This is a genomic window from Mangrovivirga cuniculi (assembly GCF_005166025.1).
Lineage (GTDB): Bacteria > Bacteroidota > Bacteroidia > Cytophagales > Cyclobacteriaceae > Mangrovivirga > Mangrovivirga cuniculi.
This window is the reverse complement of the sequence record NZ_CP028923.1, coordinates 3,740,820-3,764,305: the sequence shown is the minus strand read 5'-3', so window position 1 is coordinate 3,764,305 and position 23,486 is coordinate 3,740,820. Positions and strand designations below refer to the sequence as shown.

The window sequence follows — 23,486 nt, the reverse complement described above, 5'->3', positions numbered from 1 at the left end:
ATACGATATGAGACTCGACTTAACTGGTTCGTGAGGACACGAACCAGGGCGGCAATAGAGAATGGGCAATTAAGTTATTAGTTAATGGAGATTGGTTATTAATTTCATTATGCTGTTGAAGCATCACTCTTATCGTCATCGTAAGTTTATTGCTTGTGGTGAGTCATGGACTCTAACACTGACGACAGGAAGACGTCATGGGGAGATCTGTCTAATGAAAAAATTAAATTTTAAAATACATCGCAAAGACGCAAAGGTCGTAAAGAATTGCTGACGTAATTTATAAAGCTCTTCGAGATGTTAGCGATAGCGAATTTCAAAGTAATTATGCTGACATTTATCATCAGTAGCTCTAATAAAAGAGGATCCTAGATCCGTATTAACTGGTTCGTGGGGACACGAACCAGGGCGGTGAATTATAATAAAAAGACTATTGGTTATTTTGAATTTTTTAGTTTTCCTTTTAATGGACTTTTAAAATAGCCTATACCTCCATTTTTGTTTGCGAATAAAACCTGAATTGAATCATTTTCAACTATAAAAGCGTAAGAAGGATAATCATTAATACCTAATGTTTCAGGTGTAATAGTAGAAAGGGTATTATTTTTAAGGGGTCTATTTATATAGGTGTATATGCTCTCATCACTCTCTATGTGAATTCTGTCATTTTTTCTATAGAATTTTAAGCTATCATTTACATCTAGACTTGCAGTAAAGGCCTGTTTTGGGATATTGATTCTAGAATCAGTAAAATCGTGTGCTTTCTTTAATTTGTTGTTTGAAATGAGGTTGTTTAAATTATCAGTACTATCGATTAAAGCCCAGCTTTTCCCAAAATTATTAGTTTCATAAACATAGTAGTAATTTTTGTGATACCACCTTGGATTATCCCATTCAATCGCATAAACCGTTTCAGAATTAACATTTTGTTGTAGCAAATGTGTTATTTGAGGTTTATTTAATCCATTCATTCTTTTTTCCCACTTTCCTGTTTCCGGATTTTTATAAAATAAATGGCCGGAATTCATAGTCAAAAAGCTAGAGTCAGAATAAATTTTCTTTTGGGTATTAATGATGACGCTTTTCAAGCTGTCTTCGTATTGCTGACTAATAGGAACAGGTGTAGCCGTAAGATCTGCACCAGGAAAAAGATATTTATTATTGTCAGTATTATAAATTATAACATAACCATGATGACCAAGTAGATAAAATGAAGTAGAACTAACTGAATCAGGAATTGCTATTTCACTGGTTTTGTTTTCGTATACATCCAGTTTATAAATTTTATCCTTGGCTATTCGTAAAATATTTCCCTTACTATTTAAAATGCTCGTGCCAGATGTTTGAGTTGGCCATTTTAAATATTCCCAGGTAATACCCGCGTTAGTGGTGAAAGCATCTGCAGCCAATGGATTATTTAGTAACCATACATTGCTATCAGCAGGGGAAACATAATATGTATTGAAACCTCCTCCGATCAATCCATTGTTTCGGTTTTCAATTCGAAAGTTATTATGATTCTCTTGATTATCGTTCTTATTAGTGCATCCAATTATTAATATAACAATACAAAAAATGAGTAGTAGTCTGTATATCATTTTTAAAAAAATAAAGTGAAATATTATCGTTCTAGAATATTACTCTGATTTTATTTCGACCATTTACAGGGTGTTTGCCATGATGAGTAAAAGGTGGTAAACTTCCTCCATACCCACTATGAGAGGTTATTTTACATTTATAAACATCAGCCATTCCCGAAGAGTCAAATTTCAGATCAAATGAGTTAAAGTCTATTATCTTTCCTTCAAGCATAGATGTTTGTTGCGATGGCTTTATCCATACTTCCATATTATCAAAATTAACATCTTCAAAATCAAAACCATATTTGGTAATACTATTTGTAACAATTAAGCCAGATTCTTCAACAGGATAGTTGTCTTCCATAGATTTTATAGGTCCTGAATTAGCTTCATAAGTGAAGGATCTATATAGGTGGGTGGAGTTAAGGAGCTTTTTAAATAGATCTTGATTTTTTATAAAAACATGAAATCCTCTCTTAGTAGCCAGAAAATCTTGGTTTCTAGATTTTATTTTATTTTCAGAAGTAGTATTAATTTCTAGGCCTAAATGAGCAAGAGATGAATTTAAGGAACCATAAGCAAACTCATAAGGATTCTTTAATTCATCTGCTAAAGCTTTTTCCCCACCAAGCGCATTTAAGGCATGTTTAACAATGCTTGATCCTTCTTTATTTTTATTGCCTTCTATTTCATCCCAGGAATCTCTAAATTGACTTTTAGAAATCTCACCAGAATTAATAATAATATTTTTAAGAAATTGTGTTTTTGCTAATTCATGAATTTGGTCAAATCTGCCAGTATCTGAAATTATATTAGAATATTCCGGGAAAATGGTTCTTAAAATAGCTATTTCTAACTCAGTACGAAGGTCACCTATTTCATCAGGTGATAGTTGGGATTTAGGTGTACTTTTTGCCACTTGGCTCATTTCCAGAATTAAGGCAGCAACTGCATATCCTGTTCTGTCGCTCATTAAGTTTAAACTTTTGTCAATGGCATCTTTTGGAGATTCATATTTACTTTTAAAGGTGTTGGCAAAGACATTTATTGTTGAGATAGTAGACATCCATGGTCCAACCATTTTATTTTCTCCAAATGCTTGTATCATTTTTGCATAAGTGGGTATTTTCAAACTCTTAAGTGTTACTCCCTTGCCCAATTGTGAGCTGATTTTTGAAAATAACCTTGACTGTACAGAGGCTATTCCAGCTGAAGCTAATGGGGCCCAGGCAGCAACAATTGATGCTAAGCCAATTAAAGCAGTTTTGTAAATTAGCATTTTTTGTTTTTCATCCTCAATAGAGGATTCTATAGCTGTAATGGCTGAGTTTTGACCTGACTTTATTCTATCATAGATGGTTTTTGTATCTCTTATTATATTTGTAAAAAGAAAACTACCCATGTTTTCTTCACCATAAGCATTTTCAAAATAACCGTCTGCTCTTTCTTTGGCTTTATTTTTAGCTTCTTTATAATTATACTGATAATCATATTCTTCATTGCCCTGAGCTCTATTATTTAATTCCTCAATTACCTTTTCATCATCATTCTTCTTCTGCACTCCACTACCTAATCCACTTACTTTAGCAGGCTCTCCTTTTGCAGCTTTACGCCCCATCACATCAGCTTCTTTTTCTAAGGCCGAATCATCATTGACCGCCGCTCCTTTAGCCTGGGTTGTAGCTTTTACTCTTCCTTGTTTTTGCTGAACTACATGAGTAAGCTCATGACCGATCAATTCCTGGCCAGATTTACTTTCAGGGTTGTACTGGCCTGGGGCAAAATGGACATCATTTCCCTGTGCAAAGGCCTTTGCACCCATATTAGTTGCCTCCGGAGAATCTTTGTGTACATTCACATCGGAAAAACTAGTACCAAATGAATTTTCCATTTTTTGCTTTACATTACCGGAAAGGGATGATTTCCTGGGCTGTGATCCAGGTGCCGGACCATCATTACCAATATTCAAAGCACCGCTTTTCAGGAGCTGTAGTGTTTTATTTTTATTGTTTTTATCGGGTTGCTTAGATCGCTGGTTGTTTCGATCTTCTTTTTTTGCGTATTCCACTGAAAAAAATGTAATGGTTGAAGTAAACAAAAGTATAAGTTTGGAGACTATATTCCAATAGGGGTTTGAATTTTTATTTGGCTTAATTCCATCATTTAGTCTGTATTTTATGTGAACAAATTAGAGATTAGATGAATAGTTATTGGAGATTAGGTTATTGGTTATTGATATGCTTGACTCGAAGATGTCTGAACTAGGATTCTTAGGAATAAATAGGATGATAGGATTGCTCTTGACTCGCAATTGGAGAACCGGGATTGACCTTGATTATAAATGATTAACAGGATTGCCCTTGACTCGAGTAAAAAAGTACACCGCAAAGGCGCTAAGGACGCAAAGGAACAGCAAGCTGTTTAAATTTTTACCACAGAGGACGCAAAGAACACAGAGAAAACAGCAAGCTGTTTTAATATCAATCGCAATGGGAACATTCTTCTTAATAGACACAGTTCATCCACTCATCGAAGAATGGAGATCGTCGTCTGGAAGCTTAGGACATAAAGAAAAGCTGTCACAATAGGTTCGGAAAACGAGAAGCAAAAGGAATACTGTAATTACAATCCAATAAAATGAAACTTAGAAAGGCGCGGTAGGAACGACAATATCACGAGGGTGGGAAGGATGGCGAGCTAGGAGATTTGATATTGTCTTGATTTTTTGGTCCATTTTTTATCAAGAAAAAAGGACAAGAAAAAAGACTTTAAAAATTATATAGAAGATTCAAAAGAGAAAGAATGTACCAGTTGGATTTTGACTCGCAATTGGAGAACCGGGATTGACCTTGATTATAAATGATTAACAGGATTGCCCTTGACTCGAGTAAAAAAACACACCGCAAATCTTCAGACCCTGACACCGACGTAGGAGGTCGTCAAGGGGGGACAGCAAGCTGTTTTGATTCTTACCACGGAGCACACAGAGAAAATTGCTGATGCAATCTATTCAGCTCTTCGAAATGTTAGCATAGCGTATTTCGAAGTATTAATGATTTAGGATCTTAGATCCGTTTTGATTGTATCATAATAAAACAATATTAGCTTTCAATAGCTCCCTGGTGCTATACAAAATAAATTTCTGCCGCTCACTATCTGATTTCTCCTCCATATTAACAACAAAAAAAACGAGCGAAATGACTCGATTTCCTTTCAAATCATCACTTTCTTAATCAATTCCTCACTTTATTCACTCCTTATTTATTAAATTATATTAATAACTAATTATTTAAAGAATGAAGAAAGTCAGGATCTTATCTATTGATGGTGGAGGTATACGCGGAATCATACCTGGTTTAATCCTAGCCCGACTGGAGGAAAAGCTGCAGAAAGAATCGGGAAATACCGATGCGAAATTAGCGGACTATTTTGATTTTATGGCAGGTACCAGCACCGGGGCAATTTTAGTTTTATATTATTTAGTTCCTGGCGAAAATGGCAAGCCCAAATTCACCGCTAATGATGCTGTTAAAATATATTTGGATAGGGGAGACGAAATATTTGATGTTAATATCTGGCAGGCAATAAAGAGCTTTAAAGGTGTTTCGGATGAAAAGTATGATGCCAAAGAACTTGAAAAAGCTCTGGACGATACTTTTAAAGAACTCTGGTTATCCGAACTGATCAAACCGTGCATTATTTCTTCGTATGATATAAAGAATGGGAAGCCTCATTTCTTCAAGCAGCATAGATCCACTAATGAGATTTATAACTTTAAGGTTAAAGATGTGGCCAGGGCAACTTCTGCTGCTCCGACTTATTTTGAATGTGCACTGGTCAAAAATGAGATCGGGACATCCTATCCCTTGATCGATGGTGGAGTGTTTGTCAATAATCCTTCACTAGTTTCTTATTCCGAAGCGCGAACGATGACCTTTGGAAATATCAAAAACCCAACTGCCAAGGATATGATGATCGTATCGTTAGGGACTGGAAGCACGCCAAAAAGATTTGAATATAAAAAAGCCAAAGACTGGGGCCCGGTATCATGGATTAAGCCTTCTTTAGATATTATGATGGATGGAAATTCACAGACGGTTGACCATCACCTATGCCAGATCTATGACACACTGAATAATAAGTCAGACAGAAATAACTATCATCGATTGACTCCAAAACGGTTGACGGCAGATTCTGCAATGGATAATGCCTCTCAGGAAAACATGGCTATGTTAAAAGAAGATGCACTGAATTACATCTCCCAAAGCGAAATCGACGAAGAACTGGATGCAATAGCTAAGAAATTAGTTGAGTATGTGGGGTAGTTAGTTATTAGATATCGGTAGATTGGTTATTAGTGATTACTTACATAGGCTACCTAATATGTCTGCTGTGTAAATCTATTCGTCATTCCGAATCCTTTATGGAGAGGAATCTTTCACATAAAATATATAGTCCATTCTTCAGTTGGAGGCAACTCTGCACTGTTGTAGATATTTTATTCAAGCAATTTTTATAGCAGGAATAGTGACTTTTTCGTATTTCAAACTTCATATTTGAAAACTCGAAACGACCATTTATCTATTTAATCACTTATATTTGATTTTAGCATTTTTAATTATTTATGAGGCACTCATTTTTTCAGTACTTACTACTAATTATCATATTATGTTCAGGTTGTTCTGTTCTGGAAGCGCAATCTAAAAAGGAGAAAAAAGCATTAAAGATCTGGGTAAAGCAGGAGGGTAAATGGGGATTGATAAATGGCATGGAGAAATGGATAGTGGAACCTCAGTATGCCAACTGTCTTTCAGTAACAGATGATTTGGCAATAGTTACTTTCCTAAAAGATTCTACCAAAGCCAAGGGTGAAATGCGCCAACATGTGGTGGTGAATAATAGAGGCAAGGAAATATTTATTTTCGAAGCAATTGAAGCTGAGTTTACAAATAATTTCAATCACATACTTTATAAGGTTAGCACAGGTGTTGGTGCTATGAATAAAGATGGTGAAATATTAGTGAAGCCTGTGTATGAAAAGTTAGAAGAAGATCCTTCCAACGAAAGCCGATTTATAGCTGTGAAAGATGAAAAATGGGGCCTGGTTAATGATGAGGGGAAAGTGATGGTGCCGTTTGAGTATGAAAATATTAATGTTGCTTATATCAATAGGTATATTGCTAAAAATAATACAAGATTCGGAGTGATAGATGAGTCTAATAATGTTATAGTTTCGTTTAACTATACCATGATTTTGCCAAACGTCATTTTTGATTTTTATAAAAGTAAAGTTTTATACAATGAGGTTTTCGCAGAAATTGGGGGTAAAACAATTCTAATTGATATTCTGGCAGGAAAAAAAATATTAGAGGAGAACTTAAGCTATCCATTAAATATAGTTGGAGAAATAAATGTTTTACCTTATAAATCAGAAGAGGGATTCAAGTATGTTAACCGAAACAATAAAACAATTCTTAAACTTCCTGAGGATTTTGCTTACATCAGTTTTTTTTCTGAAGGAAGAGCGGTATTCGGAATTAAAAGGGATGATGAAATGTTTTATGGTTTGATTAATCAAAATGGAACTAAAATAGTAGATCCTATATATTCTTGGATTAATTCATTTAAATATGGTAGAGCAGCTTTCAGATTAGAGGGTAAATATGGATACCTTGGTCAAAATGGAGTTGTCAAAGTTGATAATATTTATGATCAAGCTTTCTTCTTCGATCAAAACGGTTTGGCAAAGGTGATGAAGGATGGTGAAATTGGTTGCGTTGATCAGTCAGGCAATGAAGTTATTCCTTTAAAGTTTAATTCAATCGAAGTAGTTAATGGTAAGTTTTATTTTTGTGATGGGCCATCTATGAATGTGTTTAATGTTAATGGAGAACCGATACTAGAGAATTCCTACGAAGAATTTAGAATCGATTCATCTCTTGATATCGTATATGAAAAATTATAAACCTCAATAAGACTTTTATATCCTTTTATAAATATAGGAAGTTACCATTTAATTAAGATGAGGTATAAGGATAGAACATTGAAACAATATTAATGATTGCTTCTAAAAGTTGCATATCCCATATTTCTAGCTTTAATAAAGTCTTTTAATACCTGTTTATTTGCACTGATGTATTCTCTCATAATCGGCTTCCACCAATCATTTTCTTTTGGATGGTCGATGATCTGCCTGCTGGTATTGATTAAATCATCTATTTTCGTATCTCCGGTTTTTTGATTACCCATTTTAAAAGAATTGACTTTTAAATCTCCTTGCAGAGAATCATCCATTCCAGTTAATTTTTCCTTTCCTTCTAGTACATTTACCTGATGGGTTGTAAAGCTTGGTGCATTCGCTGCTATTGCCCTATCCATTGCAGTCAATACGGTTGCATATGTTAATTTATTGCCGGTAAAGGATGGATCAGTTTGAATGGTCGTAATATGCTGGATGAATTGCATTCTTAACGTGGTGAGCTCCAGGTAAATAGCTTCTCTTTCCTGTAGTGTTTTTGCTTTTTTAGTCCTTAAAGCTAAATTATTAAGATCCCGGGCAGCCTCTTCAAACTCAAACGATCTTAGTGGTTGTTGAACAGAAACCAGGCCACTATTAGCAACATTTAGTATCTGATTCAATTTATTACCAATATAAGGGTTACTTCCATCTATTTCCGAGGATGCGATTAGCTCTTGTTTTCCTTTTAAATAGGCGCGTGCATGTGCTGGAGATTGATCCAAGGCAACTAATAAATCAGCTACCTCTTTAAGAGACTCTGCAGTTTCATTAATATTAGCTTGTAAATCCGGTTTTTTACCAGTGGCATAACCTTGAGTCAGTATCTCCTTTCCCATTTCTAAATTCTCATCAGCATTATTATTGCGTTGCTTTGTCAGGCTATCCTGATAACCAACATTAGCTTTCTTGCTACCCCATGCTGCCAGTATTTTATCTTTGATCATTTTATCAGCTTCTACTGCGAGCTTAAATCCTAAACCAAAGAATACACTGTTTTTATGGTCTTTGGAGATTTGAGAGTGAGAAGGGCCGGCCACTGCCTTTGCAGGAGTGTTTTCTAATATTTCACTTCTTTTAGTAGCCTCTTCCAGACGGGATTTTTCCAGATTTTTGTCTTGCCCTAACCTTTCCATTGTGGGCTGAACATAATCATTTAATTCTCCATTATTAGCCTTTATTCGCTGGCTTGATTCCAAGACCTCTACCATACTTGTGTTTGCAACATTGCTTTCCAGAACAAGAGAGTCAACCTGATCAGCTATAGGGAGCATTGCATTTTGGTGAACCAATAAACTCATTTCATATAGTGCATCACTAATTTCATCAGGATAGTTAGAATATAGATATTCCATAACCCTATTACTACCCTGAAGAAGAGTAGTAAAACCTATATTTTCTGCGAATGATTTAGCAATACCATATCCGAAGCCCAAATGTTTTTTTAGTATGGCTTCGTTTTGTTCATTTGATATGCCCCCATCGATTTGTGAGCTTAAACTTTCCATAAACTTATTCATGGCCTTAATTTCATCTATGCTAGCCGGATATTTAGGTGGCTGCCTCAGCATATGGACCATTTCGTGCCCAACAGATTCTACTGTATCCAAAGATGAAAACGAGCCCGTTGCAAGTACTTTTCGTTTATCTTTACTTCCTGCTGTAGTACCAGGTACTTCTACTTCCGGACTAAAAGACTGAATTTCTATTTTACCCTCCATATTTTCTAATTCAGGAAAGGTGCCTTTCATCTCGCTATTAAGCATTTCTTCTGCCGCTATTTCCACATAGTTTGAATGGGCAAATAAATCTTCAATAGCATGCATTGCCGCTCCAAAATGTAAAAAACCTTCTTCGTTTCTGCCTTTTTCAGCTGCCAGAGTCAATCTTTTTTCCACATGTTGGTTCGTACGCCTGATATATCCCATTACCCCTGAGCTATCTACATCAAAAATCCCCATGTCGCTTCCTGAAACTGCTTTAGCATCTGGTTCGGTAGAAGGGACTTTTGTTTTTAAATGGTTAGGTACCGGAGCTGACTTTTCCGGGTTTACATAATCTGCAGATTCCAGTTCAGGACTGATCTTAGGAGGGGTACTACTATATTCTGAGTCTTTGATGGCACCGACTGGACTATCCAGGTGTTCTGATAAAATGTAAAACCCCATTTGCTCTGAGGTAGGTGCCTTTCCAAATTTTTGATATGCCACATAATTAAGCATTGCATAAACTGTGTCAGCTCCTAATACTTCCATGGCAGATGGTACAAAGCCCTGGTTGACATCACGCATCCAGTTGCCATAGTAGATCATACTGGCTTCGTCTTGCGAAAAGTCTCCATTATCAGTCAATGCATTACGTGAAGCACTTTCATGTAATGGTGCTTCAAATCGCTGCACAACCTGGGAACCACTTTGAGACTGATTTACGCTTTTAGGTTCCTGAACAGGATCTCCGGCTTTAAACTGTGCAGCCTTATTTCCCATTTCATCCGCCTCTTTTTCCAGGGCTGGATCATCATTTACCGGAGCTCCCTTAGCTTGAGTAGTAGCCTTTACTCGTCCTTGCCTCTGCTGCACTACATGGGTGAGTTCATGGCCGATCAATTTCTGGCCAGATATACTTTCCGGGTTGTATTGACCAGGCGCGAAATGGATGTTATTTCCCTGAGCAAAAGCCTTTGCTCCCATATTAGTTGCTTCCGGAGAATCTTTATGGACGTTCACATCGGAAAAACTAGTGCCAAAAGAACTTTCCATTTTCTGCTTTACATCACCAGAAAGAGAGGATTTCCTTGGCTGAGATCCCGGTGGGGGACCATCATTGCCAACTCTAAATCCGTCCGTTTTTAGAAGCTGGAGTGTTTTTTCTTTATTGTTTTTTTTATCGGGCTGCTTAGATCGCTGGTTATTTCGATCTTCTCTTTTTGCGTATTCCAATGGTAAAAAAATGTAATGGTTGAAGTAAACAAAAGTATTAGTTTGAAGACTATATTCCAATAGGGGTTTGAGTTTTATTTAAGACTTAAATTCTTCATTCAGTCTATATTTTGTGTAAGGCTATTCAGTGAAAGTTATTAGAGATTAGATGAATAGTTATTGGAGATTATGTTGTTGGTTATTGGTATGCTTGACTCGAAATTGGAGAACTTGGATTGACCATGATTAAAAAAGATTAACAGGATTGCTCTCGACTCGCAAGAAAAAAAATACACCGCAAAGACGCAGAGATCGCAAAGGAAACAGCAAGCTGTTTTGTTTTTTCACCACAGAGGACGCAAAGAACACGGAGAAAACAGCAAGCTGTTTTAATATCAATCGCAGTGGAAATTCTTCTTAATAGTCACAGTTCATCCAGACATCGAAGAATGGAGATCGTCGTCTGGAAGCTTAGGACATAAAGAAAAGCTGTCACAATAGGTTCGGAAAACGAGTATCAATAAAATTATAATTATTTCATTTTAATAAAATGCAACTTAAAAGGGCGCGGTAGGAATGACAATATCACGAGGGAGGGGAGATTTGTGAGGCAGGAGATTTGATAGTGTCTTGACTTTTTTGCTTCGTTTTTGTGTCAAGACAAAAATGAAGAGAAAGAATATTTAACATCATACATAGAAGATTTAAAAGAAAAATATTTCACATTCTTAAAAGAATCTCTTCAAATCAACCGGTTTGTGGAGACACGATCCAGGGCGACGAGGAATGCCTTTGACTCGTAAGAAAAAATACACCGCAAAGTCGCAGAGATCGCTAAGGAAACAGCAAGCTGTTTTGTTTTACCACAGAGAGCACAGAGAACAAGGAGGAAACATCAAGATTTTTGAATTAAGTAACACCGAGTCGGCAGGGATCAAAGAGAATTACAGATTCAATGAAATTAAATGTCTTACATAGAAAAAAGGGAGATTTCACATTCTTTGCCTCAATCTTTTAAAAGTTGATACTTAGAAGGGCGCGGTAGGAATGGCAATATCCCGAGGGTGGGCAGGAATGAGCGCTAGGAGGATCGATATTGTCTTGATTTTTTGGTCCATTTTTTATCAAGAAAAAAGGAGATAAAAGATATAATCCACTATTTAATCTAAAGATTCAAAAAGGAAAAATTCACCATTAAACAAACACCCTACTCTCCCATCTTAATCCTCTTTCAATCCACAAAAAAAAACCTTATTATTACCCCGAATTTATCAACATCAATTTTTTATACTAATGAAAATACTTTTTGATATACTAACTTATATAGGTGCGACAATAGCGTCTTTTTTGCTTATGGCATTAATCATTACTCTATCAATTTTGCCCTTCCTCCATGAAGATTCTTCATCGGTTTATTCTCCTTTATTTCTTTGTCTACTTCCGTTTTTTGTAATTATTGGATTTATTATTCAACTAATCATTCATAAGATTAGGGGAAAAATGCAATGTTTGATTTTTTGCTTTCTATACTTCGCTATTATTCTAATCAGCTTTTATATTTTAACCAATGCTTTTAATATAGACTTACTATCAGTATTTAAATCAGAGAGAATAGCATATGGAGACCTCTTCATTAGATTATCTCTACCTATGATCGAAGTAGGCCTGGCTTTATATCTTGTTGATCCAATCCGGCATAGGATATTTAGGACAAAAAGAATTAATTCAGATACCGAAATTTTATAAGAGTGAAGGAGAAATAATTATCTTTATCTGAATTTACAGGATTCAAAGATAAACAGAATTACCCTTGACTCGAAGAAAAAACACACCGCTAAGGCGCTAAGGACACGAAGGAACAGCAAGCTGTTTTGGTTTTTCACCACAGAGGATGAAGAGATCGCAGAAAAAACAGCAAGCTATTTATTTCACCATAGAGGACTCAGAGAGCAAGGAGTTTTTAACTATCAGTATTATTAGATCTCTATAGCTCCAATTTAATATGATTATTCTCCGCTCTCATTCTCACACTCACTCTGCTTTCCGGGGCAATATTGTTTTGACACTAGGATCCTGAAAAGCGACAGCCTCGTCAATAGTAAGACAAAAAATGACTACTTTATTTAAGATAGGAATCAATATAAGAGAGGGGTTTATCTTCCTATTGCCTGATAACAAACGCTTACTTCCGTTTACTAACGACTAAATATCTCAATTAGTCCGACTTTTCAGATTGTGAATATTACTTTTGGTGCCATCAACCAAAACAATAATTCTGGGATAACCCTTATTGCGGAATTCCATTTTTACATAATTAAAAAGTTTATCAACTATGATTAGAAGAATTTGTCGCCTGGGATTCTTATGTTTATTTGCGACCCTGGTATTTAATTCCTGCCAGGATGAGGATATCCTTAAAAAGGATGAAAAGGAAAATATTTTTGGTAAAAAACTGAAGAACCCGTATGCAGTAGAAAACATGAAAAAAGCATGGGAGAACGTTAAACCAGAATTATCTCAATCCGGTAGGTTTAACTTAGAAGGTGTTAATATCACAACCACTCATTATTATGTCAGATTTTCACCCAAGGATTCTATTGAATTAGATCTCCTTTTACAGGATTCGCTTCTTGAGTTATATACGTATCCGTTAGACAGGGAAAGAACTTTTTCAGGAGAGACCCCATATCATGATCCTTCGATCCCTTTAGATCAACCAACTTTTCAATACACTGTAGTATTAGCAGATTATAAGTTTCCGGAAATAGAGTATGAAGTTCTGGATAATCTATTCCTTCCTGATGAAACTGGTCATACTCCTGGGGGTAGAATAATAAATCCAATGGATGAATGTCTTCAACCATATTTAGTAAACGAAGCGATGAGGATTACAGAAAATTACGCTGATATTGTTCCTATTGAAGAGGACTGTGGAGTGGGATCAGGACCTTCAGGAGAATGCGATAAATGTCCCAGAGGTCAAATATTGATTGAAAATCCATACAGTGGTAAAATATATAGAGATGGTAAATTTTATGATGGTGTACCTAAAGTAAAAGCAAGGGCCAGAAAATGGTTTAAAATTAAAACAGCCTATACTAATGAAAATGGAGAGTTTGTTATTAAACATATTTTTGGTGGAAATAGAGAAGTGAATTATGGTATAAAATATTCTAATCACCATGCATCCTTAAAACCGGTAGCGGTTGGATTCGGACCGGCATTTTTAGATGGTCCTAAGAAAAGTGGTCGATGGGAATACAGGTCACACAAGGGTAGCAGATCCTATTTATGGGGAACGATAATGCGAGGGGTTTATGATTATCATTATATTTGGGCACCAGAATTTAATATAGGAAGACCTCCGAATGATATCAAATTCAGAGCTTGTGCCGAAAATAATTGTGGCTCAATGAATATGTTGCACCAGATTACAGAATACCCAACATTAGGTCTTGGGAGATGGGTCTTTTCGGATATTCGAGTTGGTAATAAACACGATGGTTATAATATTCTTTATTCAACAGTCATCCATGAACTGGGACATGCAGCGCACTGGCAATTAGTTGGAGACTGGGTTCCGACTAAAACATGGAATATGATGTTTTCTAAGAAGATGGTAAGAGAGGCCTGGGCGTCTGGTGTTGCTTATGAAGTTTATGAAATAAAGTTTAAATCATTACCAGAATTATATGGGAAATGTTGGGCAAGCCTTGATGGTGTTGGTTTACAAGATATGATTGATGATGGATATCCATTAGTATTAATTAGAGATTTAATTGATAGTAGAAATGAATTTGATCCAAATAGACTAGAATGTGACGTTTATGATGATGTTGAAAACTTTACACTCTCAGAAATTTTTTATTCTTTAAAGAGAGTAAACTCTAATAAGACTAATACAGCTATGAAAGAATGGCGAGATAATCTGATTCAAAAACGACCAAAACAAAAAGACAACCTAATAAACTATTTTCACCAATGGGAAAAATAATTAATATTTTATTGAGTTTATTTATTTTAGTTGGATGCGATATTACACCTCATAATGTTAATGAAATCGAATTTTACTTCTTGAATAAAACATCTTCAGGTATCCAATATAAAACTAGCTATGATGGAATCGAGAGCCGTTATTTAACTATTGAAATAAATGGAAAAGAATACACCGGAGGCGGAGGAATTCTTGAAATTGATTCAATTGTTTTTATTAAGATTAATACACTTGATACAATTAAGTTTGTAAATGGCAGTAATTCTAATGTCGCAAATGATGTGTTTAATACCTCAAGCTGGGTTAAAAAGGAACACAATAATTATTATTATACATTAACCGATGAGGATTTTGAATAGGAAGTTGATACTAAGCATTTTTGGTGTCATTTCATTTTTTTTCATGTGTGATCGAACCTCATAATTCAGATGAACCAAAATATTATGTGAAGAACAATACTTCAGAAAATATTTTATGGGATAGTTATAATTCTGGAATAAATCGGGCTCAACCATTGGAAATAGATATAGGCCAAGATATTTATACTGGAGGCGGAGGGATAACTACTGTAGATTCAGTGATTTTTATTAAGGAGGAAGTAAAAGATACCCTGATTTACAGGCATCCTGCATATGATAATGCACAGAATAAAACTAATCATTTTTTTGAACGAAATAATTGGATTGAATTATCATCTGGAAGATACTATTTCATACTTACAGATGAGGGATTTGAATAAATGTTGGGATTGTAATTAACCAAGATTGCTCTTTGACTCGGATAACAAATGAAAAATGCACCACAAATCGATAGATCCTGACATCGACGTTAGGAGATCGTCACGGGATCGCTAAGTCAAAAACCCTGACATTCATTGTCATGGGAAAAACAGCAAGCTGTTTATATTATTTACCACAGAGAGCACAAAGGACGCAGAGATCGCTAAGTAAACAGCAAGCTGTTTAGGTTTTATACCACAGAGAGCATAGAGAACACGGAGGAAGATCAAGATGTTTGAGTTAAGTAACACCGATTTCGTAGGGTTCGAAGAGAATTACAGACTCAATAAAATTAAATATCTTACATAGAAAAAAGGGAGGTTTCACATCCGATGCCTCAATCTTTTAAAAGTTGATTCTTAGAAGGGTGGGGTAGGATTGACAATATCACGAGGGTGGGGAGGTTTATGAGGCAGGAGATTTGATATTGTCTTGACTTTTTTGCTTCGTTTTTGTGTCAAGACAAAAATGAAGAGGAATAACTGTCTGAATCTGAATTTACGAGATTCAAAGATAAACAGGATTGCCCTTGACTCGAATAAAAAACACACCGTAAATTTTCATAACCTGACACCGACGCATGAGGTCGTCACGAGAGACTCAGTGAGCACGGAGGAAATTGCTGATGCAATTTGTTCTTAACATTAAATAGGGAAGGAATTGGTTGACTGCATCTCGAAGATATCAGTATCTGCCAAGATTAGATCGAATTTTTCAATAGCTTATAAGAATATCGAGAAGAAAGATAGATAAAGATTACTCAGACCTTTCAGAAGATTTGAACTAGCAGTTTTATATTATTTAAATATAGAAAGATGATTATTTTTTGAAATAGGATATGATTTTATCAAAAACAAGTACAGTTAATGCGATAAATAAAAATATAGTTAATACAGTTTGGTATGTGTTTAATTTCTTGAATTCCCCTGTTAAAAATAAATAAGATCCTACTGATAAGAGAATCAGAAACATGACAATTCTTGGAGGTGTTAATTTGTATTTAGGCATAGCGTTTAAGAGTTCAATTATACGATGTCCTGAAAAAGAAGTCAAATTTTTGGAAATATATAGACATTAGTAAACGGAAGTAAACGGCTACTAATAATTGAGATTTTAGGAAACTATGAGATTCTTTCGAATACATACAGCAAATCCATAGCCCCTGATGCATTAGGACATATTGGAAAAAACTGCAAGCTGCTAATTTTACTACAGAGGACGCAAAGAACACAGAGATAAACAGCAGGCTGTTTAGGCTTTATATCAAAGAGAGCATAGAGAACACGGAGGAAACATCAAGATGTTTGAGTTAAGCAACACCGATTTCGCAGGGTTCAAAGAGAGTTACAGACTCAATGAAATTAAATATCTTACATAGAAAAAAGGGAGGTTTCACATCCGATGCCTCAATCTTTTAAAAGTTGATACTTAGAAGGGCGCGGTAGGAATGGCAATACCCCGAGGGTGGGCAGGAATGAGCGCTAGGAGGATCGATATTGTCTTGATTTTTTCGTCCATTTTTTATCAAGAAAAAAGGACAATAAAAAGGACTTTAAAAATCATATAGAAGATTCAAAATAGAAAGAGCATACCAGTTGGATTTTGACTAGAAATTATAGAACCGGGATTTACCTTGATTTTAAATGATTAAAAGGATTGCTCTCGACTCGAAAATTAAAAAAAACACACCGCAAAGGCGCAAAGGAAACAGCAAGCTGTTTAGGTTTTATACCGCAGAGGACTCAGAGAGCACAGAGTTTTTTAACTAACAGTATTTTTAGATCTCTATAATTCCAATTTAATTTAATAATTCTCCACTCTCACTCTCACACTCACTCTGCTTTTCGGGAGTGGGGAGGAATTAGGGAAAGGAGGATCAATTTTGTCTTGATCTTTTTGCTTCGTTTTTATATCAAGACAAAAATGAAGGGGAGAAAACAGTTTGAATCAAAATTAAGGAGATTCAAAAATAAACAGGATTACCCCTGACTTGAAAACAAAAAAACACCGCAAAGACGCTAAGGTCGCAAAGAAAAACAGCAAGCTGTTTAAATCTTTACCACAGAGAACGCAGAGGACACAGAGAGAACATCAAGATGTTTTTAGCTAAGTATCACTAAATCCTCAAGGATCGAAGAGAATTATTGAATCGATAAAATCAAATATGTTACGTAAAAATAAGGGAGGCTTCACATTCGAAGCTTCAATTCTTTAATTGTTGATTCTTAGAAGGGTGCGGTGGGCTTGACAAAATTCCGAGGGTGGGAAGGTTGGCGGATCAGGAGGATCAATTTTGTCTTGACTTTTTTGCTTCGTTTTTGTGTCAAGACAAAAATGAAGAGGAATAACTGTCTGAATCTGAATTTACGAGATTCAAAGATAAACAGGATTGCTCTCGACTCGCAAGTAAAAAATACACCGCAAGGACGCAGAGATCGCTAAGGAAAAAGCAAGCTGTTTAAATCTTTACCACAGAGGACACAGAGAGAGCATCAAGATGTTTTTAGCTAAGTATCACTAAATCCTCAAGGATCGAAGAGAATTACTGAATCAATAAAATCAAATATCTTACGTAGAAAAAAGGAAGGTTTCACCTCCTATTCCCAATCTTTTAAAAGTTGATACTTATAAGGGCGCGGTAGGCTTGATAAAATTCCGAGGGTGGGCAGGAATGAGCGCTAGGATGATCGATATTGTCTTGATTTTTTTGGTCCATTTCTTGAGACCCTGACAAGCTTTGCTTCGTCACGGGTTTTATCAAGAAAAAAGAACAATAACAAAGACTTTAAAAATCACATAGAAGATTCAAAAGAGAAAGAACGTACCAGTTGGATATTGACTATACCAAATAAATTTATACCATTCACAAACAAATTTCCTCTGGCTATTTCACCTTTCGGCTCACCACACAAGATAATCAAAATGACACACAGTCATCTAAATATTAATACTACCTGAATTCTACACACATCACTCTCACCCTCTTTTCCTTGCTATTATTAACTTCAATCCTTTATATTTACTCGATGGAATGAATAATCCGATTTTTTAGTTTATTCCAAATCTTTCAACCAACAAAACATATTTTTTTATCAACTGATGAGCGAGTTTGATCAGAAGAAAAAAGCACAATCCTCTACAGGAACCCAATCACGAAATAATCTTGGAGTAGAATTAGATATCGACTTCAATCCATCTCCTTTTTCAGATGAAGAATTAGAAGCTGAAAAGCTATGGGAGAAGTATGATGACAATATAGAGGGTTTAGCTATCTACCTGTTAAATGGGCATCTGGATAATATTGAGTTATTGAAGGCAATCTTTGATAAAGCAAGTTGGTGGAATGAAGATAACCTGGCAAGAGCAATTATAAGAAATTGTGATACTAATGAGCTCGTAGGTATTTCGAAAAAGACGTTAAGACTTCTGCGTGAAAAAATTGATGATGGTATTTTAGAAGGAGACTCTGACCTTATTCTAAGGCAGATCGATGATGTATACAATGCCCTTTCAGAAGAAAAACATGATCAGGAATTTGTTAATCGATTTGGCAAAGGCGAAAATATCGATCATTACCTGGATAAATTAGTTGAGTCTGAAGAGCAATCTTTTATGGGAGAAGCTGATGGGAAAGCTTTTTTCAATGAAGGAGAACAGGTCTTAAAATATAGAGTTGGAGCCGGGGAATCTTTTGCTTCCATCGGAGAACGGTTTGGGCTGACAGCAGAAAAGCTAGCCATGGCAAATAGCTGGAAGTTGACAAAAGGAAATAAACACATTGACCCGGAAGGTGAAACCCGGTTCCTTAATGTGGGAGAAATATTGAATTTTGGTGAAGGCTATATTATAAGCGAACCGGTAATCAAATATTTTAGCGATGGCCACATCCGATATGTTGAACCCAATGCTGGAATCGTTAATAAACCAATTCCATTTACAGCTGAAGAGGCTACCAGGGAAATTATTGCACTAGTAGATCAAGGTTATCCGAAATGTCATACAGAATTGAAAGAACTGTTGAAAAAAATCGATGGAGATCCGTTGATGCTACACCTGATAAAAAGGGGTTTTTATGAAGCTGAAGGAGAAACCCTGGAGGAAGCAATTCATGATAGTTTCTTTTGGAATGAGACATTGGGCTTTATGATGATTAGAACGTATACTGAAGCATCAATTTCTACCTATAAGAAAAAAGTGGAGCGGAAAAAAGAAATTTATAATTTGTTGAAAATTCGATTCAAATCCGATACCACAAAACAAATAGCCCTCAATCATAATCAAAGAACACTTAATACATCCCATCAAGATTTTGACAGTAAAAATGCTCAGGTTGAATTATGGGAAAATATTTCCATTCAATCACTGGTAAAAAGGGCACAAACAGCCTTGTCACCTACTGAAAAACATACAAAACCAGACATAAAAGAATTGTTTGCTGTACTGGCATCGTTAAGAGGGGTTCCGGCGAACATCAATGCGTTCAAAGAGGCTTATCCGATGTTTGATAAAGATCTACAAGATAAGGTGTTGAATTTCGAACCGAATGTACCTCATACAAATCCAATGTTGTTAGCCTCTGTGCCGGTCAATGATGCATACATGAGACATTCACGTAATTCATTGTATGATCTGGAAAATAAGGAAGAACTATATAATTCAGCCCTGAAGTATCTGAATATGCCACTTTATGATGGGCAAAAGATGGTAGTCAGAGAAAATGTCACCGGTCAATATGCCCTGGTAAAAGACGACTGGGGGGCGAATGATTTCGGGAAAGAATTCAGTCCGGGGAGTGTTATTCACCACCGGGTATCTAAAAATGCGAATGCAGCAGAACTTTTTTATTATGTGGTTGCCAGTGGTGATAATCCAATGGGTATAGCTAAAAAATTCAAAACAAACCTTCAGGGACTGACCTATGAAAATGGATGGGAGAAAATTAACAATGATGGATCGATCATTACCGGGGCAAACGAAAAACTGATTCTTAAACCGGGAACAGTTATTTCAATTCCGGAGGCCGGAGCATATTATACTGACCATTATGAGGTTATTGGGAATGAAGTGTACAAAGTAGGAGAAATGCCCGAAGGTGTACATTTTAACAGTGGAGAAAACATTCATGTTGATGCGGAAAAAGTAAATCCACAATACCTGGCAGAAATACTAACAGCGATAATAACAGGTAATAACAAAACAGGAGTTGGTTCGATAAGCTTTGGTTTAGAGATTTATATAAAAGGAGAGCTCATATTCCTGATTTATGTTAAAGCCGGACTTGGAGGCTCGATCAGTGGATCAATTGGCGATGACAGGAGGTTTTGGATCAGCACATCCCTTGATTTGAGGTTAGAAGAAGGAATCAATGGATTGGGAGCTTTTAATCAAAATTTTAAGATCCTTGGTAATACAGTAGGGTATGATTCGGTAGAAAATTTTGCCGTAAGCCTCAACCATGATTTATATTTGATTTTATTGAAAAAAGGACAATACCTGCCAGCATATATTGATTATTGGGATAAGAAAGAAAACCGTGATTTGCTTCGGGGAGCCCATTATGTGCCGGGAACCGTAGATGATAGTTTACTAAAGCTCAAAAATACATCAGTCAGCCATAATAGTGGATTGGGAGCTCAAAGCAAGCGTTCTTATACGGGGAAAGTAGAAGGCTTAAAGTATGTAGGAAGCTCAGAAACGACCACCTTACCTGAGCAGGCATCCAGAGAATATCTCGAAGAAAGAAATGTCAAAGGAGAAGAGTTGAATGTGATATTATTTCAATCAGATTTTGTTCAGGTCACCTATTCAGAAGTTCAACACCAGGTAAACAAAGATAACGAAGGAAAGTATTTAGATGTGCAATTCAGGCTGGGTATCGGTAACCTGATGAAGCTTTTGAAATTTGATACCGAAGATGCAAAAGAGTCAGTAAGCTTTGTGAAAAAAATGACAAATAGGCTTAAAGAGAAAGAGCATCAAGAGGCACTTGAAAATGCATATTTTGATATTTCGGAGAATTTGATCGGCGATCTACATACCGTGGTGGATAACTTTCAGAAAGGGAAAGCGAAGATCGCGGACCTGGAAAATACCGCAAAAGCTATTTATGGAGCTGAGAATAAGCGGTTGAAGATGGAGTATGAAGAAGGCATAGGAAAAGTCAGGAATTCCGTAGATGGAGATCTGGGTTTTAAGCTTAATCTGCACTATGTTTTAGAAGGAAAGAGTCTGATGCCAAAGCTACAATATAAGCGTTCGCTGGTGTATGGATCGATTCAGGCCGGACAGGAGAAAATGGTAGCGTCTGCTTATGGAGTGGCGAATGCTTCAGTAGGCTATAAATTTGAGGGAGCGGTAGAATACATGCTAAACGAAGCCCCGGGAACAGATACATTAAGCTATGTGAGTACCGTTTACAATGCCTTTATGGGAATGGCTGACAGCCTGGATGAAAAAGAAAAACGTGAGAAGGCATACGATAAGGCCCAGAAAGCAAGAATGACCAGTGGAGCGGTGGGTAAACAGCGAGAGCGGGAAATCATCGATGCCTACTGGAAAAGTTATGAGGAACGGAGAAACCCAAAGAAAGATACACCATTTACCAACGAAAAGTGGGAGATCTATAAGGGGAAACATGGCGAGAAGCTTAAAGAACTGTTTGCTAACTTCCTCGATCCAATTGTTAAGCACAGGAATGATACCAACTGGAACCATGTGAATTTGATGACGATTAGTCGGGAGGATGCTGGGAGGTTTTTGGGAAGAGGACCAAATGAAGCTGTTAGTCAGAAATATCTTTATATGGAGGATGCTGATATAAAGGATCCAGAATCCTTTGTAGATACTAATCTATACTTATTTGAAGAATTTGTATTATTTAATTTATATAAAGACAATAGAAAACATGAATGGGATTATTTCAACTATAAGAAAGAAGGGTAGTTATTCATTAATAATATTTACTCTATCATTTTTTTTCTTTACTAACTGTAGTAAAAAGTCAGATAGATATCAGACTAATTTAGATTCTACTCAAATTAAATTGGAAATAAAAGCCTTGTCTAAATTAAGGAAAATAGTATCAAGACCTGATGCAATGAAATATCAAGTGGATTCTCTTACAGGTAGAGTTACAGGGGTTTGGCTAATTGATATGGGTTTGGAAAAGGTGCCCATCGAATTGAGAGTCTTCAAGAAATTGAAATTTTTTTATTTAGCTAGAAATGAGATTAATTCAATACCAAAATGGATTGTTGAATTGAAAAACATTGAATATTTCTCCATTGGAAGTACCAAATTGAAAAGCCTGCCCTTATTTTTAAGTGAACTCAAAAAAGTTAATTTTCTTGGAATTTCTCATTTGGATATGGAAGAAATCCCAATAGAACTTTTACAAAGTTGGAAGGAATTAGATTTCATTGAAGCCACAGATTCAGAATTATCTAAGTTTCCTATTGTTAAAGAATCAAAGTTTCCAATTAAATTAAAATTATCAAGTACAAAAATTGATTCTATTCCAGATGAAGTTTCTCAAATGCGAATAAAGGAATTATGGATGATTGATAATCAGTTAAACTATGTTTCTCCTCATCTTGCTGAAGTAGAAGAATTAGAAAATCTTTCACTTGATGGTTCCCCAAAACTCAAAGCTCAAATACCGGATTTAAGCAACTGTAAAAACCTTCAAGGATTAGGGTTAAATTGGTGTGGACTTACCGAATTCCCTCAATGGATCACAGAATTACCTAATCTTGTCACGGTCGGATTAGGCAATAATCTAATTACTGAAATACCCGAAGAGATAGGCAATCTTAAAAACCTCACTGGTCTTCATATCGAAGAAAACAGGCTGGAGACATTACCAGCTTCTCTAAGTAAACTTAAGAAATTAAATTTTATAGACGTAGAATACAACAACATCACCACCTTACCCGAAGGTATGTTTGATGTTGAGCGCGAAGAGCCTTGTACAATTGTTATTGAAGGCAATCCTCTAAGCGATATCCCGGTAAGTGAGGAGCAATTTAGAAAAGGGTATAAGTGGTATGGGATAGATTGATTATTTTGTCTGAACTAGGATGCTTAAGATTTATAAGATGATAGGATTAGAAAAAATTGTCTGAAACTGGATTTTCAGAATTCAAAGATTTACAGGATTGCTCTTGACTCGCAAGTAAAAAAAACACACCGCAAAGGCAC

10 protein-coding genes are annotated in these 23,486 nt (G+C 35.9%); 7 read left to right on the top strand and 3 right to left on the bottom strand.

The features are described from left to right. Window positions 1-437: 437 nt before the first annotated feature. Window positions 438-1,598 (bottom strand): hypothetical protein, encoded by a 1,161-nt coding sequence (locus DCC35_RS16510; RefSeq protein ID WP_137091849.1) that lies wholly within the window; start codon window positions 1,596-1,598, stop codon window positions 438-440. A gap of 31 nt (window positions 1,599-1,629) precedes the next feature. Continuing rightward, window positions 1,630-3,648 (bottom strand): eCIS core domain-containing protein, encoded by a 2,019-nt coding sequence (locus tag DCC35_RS16505; protein WP_217495867.1) that lies wholly within the window; start codon window positions 3,646-3,648, stop codon window positions 1,630-1,632. Window positions 3,649-4,876: 1,228 nt separating this feature from the next. On the opposite strand from DCC35_RS16505, the gene DCC35_RS16500 reads away from it, so the two are divergent. Both DCC35_RS16500 and DCC35_RS16495 read left to right on the top strand, forming a co-directional pair. Further along, a complete protein-coding gene (locus DCC35_RS16500; protein WP_137091848.1) occupies window positions 4,877-5,905 on the top strand; it encodes a patatin-like phospholipase family protein in 1,029 nt (342 codons plus the stop codon). Between the two features lie 299 nt (window positions 5,906-6,204). After that, a complete protein-coding gene (locus DCC35_RS16495; protein ID WP_137091847.1) occupies window positions 6,205-7,545 on the top strand; it encodes a WG repeat-containing protein in 1,341 nt (446 codons plus the stop codon). A gap of 89 nt (window positions 7,546-7,634) precedes the next feature. Here the strand turns inward: DCC35_RS16495 and DCC35_RS20745 are convergent, their stop codons facing one another. After that, window positions 7,635-10,535 (bottom strand): eCIS core domain-containing protein, encoded by a 2,901-nt coding sequence (locus DCC35_RS20745; RefSeq protein WP_217495866.1) that lies wholly within the window; start codon window positions 10,533-10,535, stop codon window positions 7,635-7,637. A gap of 2,311 nt (window positions 10,536-12,846) precedes the next feature. Between DCC35_RS20745 and DCC35_RS16485 the strand changes: the two genes are divergently transcribed. The 5 genes from DCC35_RS16485 (at window position 12,847) to DCC35_RS16465 (ending at window position 23,346) form a co-directional block, all read left to right on the top strand. Next, the gene (locus DCC35_RS16485; protein ID WP_137091846.1) at window positions 12,847-14,508 is read left to right on the top strand and encodes a hypothetical protein; all 1,662 of its coding nucleotides are present in this window, start codon (window positions 12,847-12,849) and stop codon (window positions 14,506-14,508) included. Further along, window positions 14,496-14,867, top strand: a complete 372-nt coding sequence (locus DCC35_RS16480; protein WP_137091845.1) for a hypothetical protein — start codon at window positions 14,496-14,498, stop codon at window positions 14,865-14,867. Before DCC35_RS16485 ends, DCC35_RS16480 begins: the two co-directional genes overlap by 13 nt. A 23-nt stretch (window positions 14,868-14,890) precedes the next feature. Beyond that, window positions 14,891-15,247, top strand: coding sequence for a hypothetical protein (locus DCC35_RS16475; protein WP_137091844.1), 357 nt, complete (start codon window positions 14,891-14,893; stop codon window positions 15,245-15,247). Between the two features lie 3,139 nt (window positions 15,248-18,386). Further along, window positions 18,387-22,229, top strand: coding sequence for a LysM peptidoglycan-binding domain-containing protein (locus tag DCC35_RS16470; RefSeq protein ID WP_137091843.1), 3,843 nt, complete (start codon window positions 18,387-18,389; stop codon window positions 22,227-22,229). Continuing rightward, the gene (locus DCC35_RS16465; protein ID WP_137091842.1) at window positions 22,192-23,346 is read left to right on the top strand and encodes a leucine-rich repeat domain-containing protein; all 1,155 of its coding nucleotides are present in this window, start codon (window positions 22,192-22,194) and stop codon (window positions 23,344-23,346) included. Before DCC35_RS16470 ends, DCC35_RS16465 begins: the two co-directional genes overlap by 38 nt. Window positions 23,347-23,486 lie beyond the last annotated feature (140 nt).